1 pseudogene is annotated in these 238 nt (G+C 36.1%); it reads left to right on the top strand.

Annotated elements, in window-relative coordinates:
• Positions 1–238, top strand: a pseudogene (locus RYX56_RS25100) (glycosyl transferase); the annotation flags it as partial.

Here is a 238-nt window from a genome sequence, read left to right on the forward strand (position 1 = left end):
GAAACATCATTAATTCTGAGATTTCGATTACACATAAAAAGATTAAACACTCCGTTGGGAGGAACCTCAATATTTATCAAAATAAGATCGAACGAGGGGATATCTTCTCCCCAAGGGACTATTTTTACTATGGAAATGAACTTAGGGAAAATGGCCATTATGAAAAGGCGATTGATGCCTATAATCATAATCTTGCCTTAAAAGAAGGATGGATAGAGGATAAGGTCTATGCCTGCAT

Source organism: Alkalihalophilus lindianensis, assembly GCF_032843265.1.
Lineage (GTDB): Bacteria > Bacillota > Bacilli > Bacillales > Bacillaceae_D > Alkalihalophilus > Alkalihalophilus lindianensis.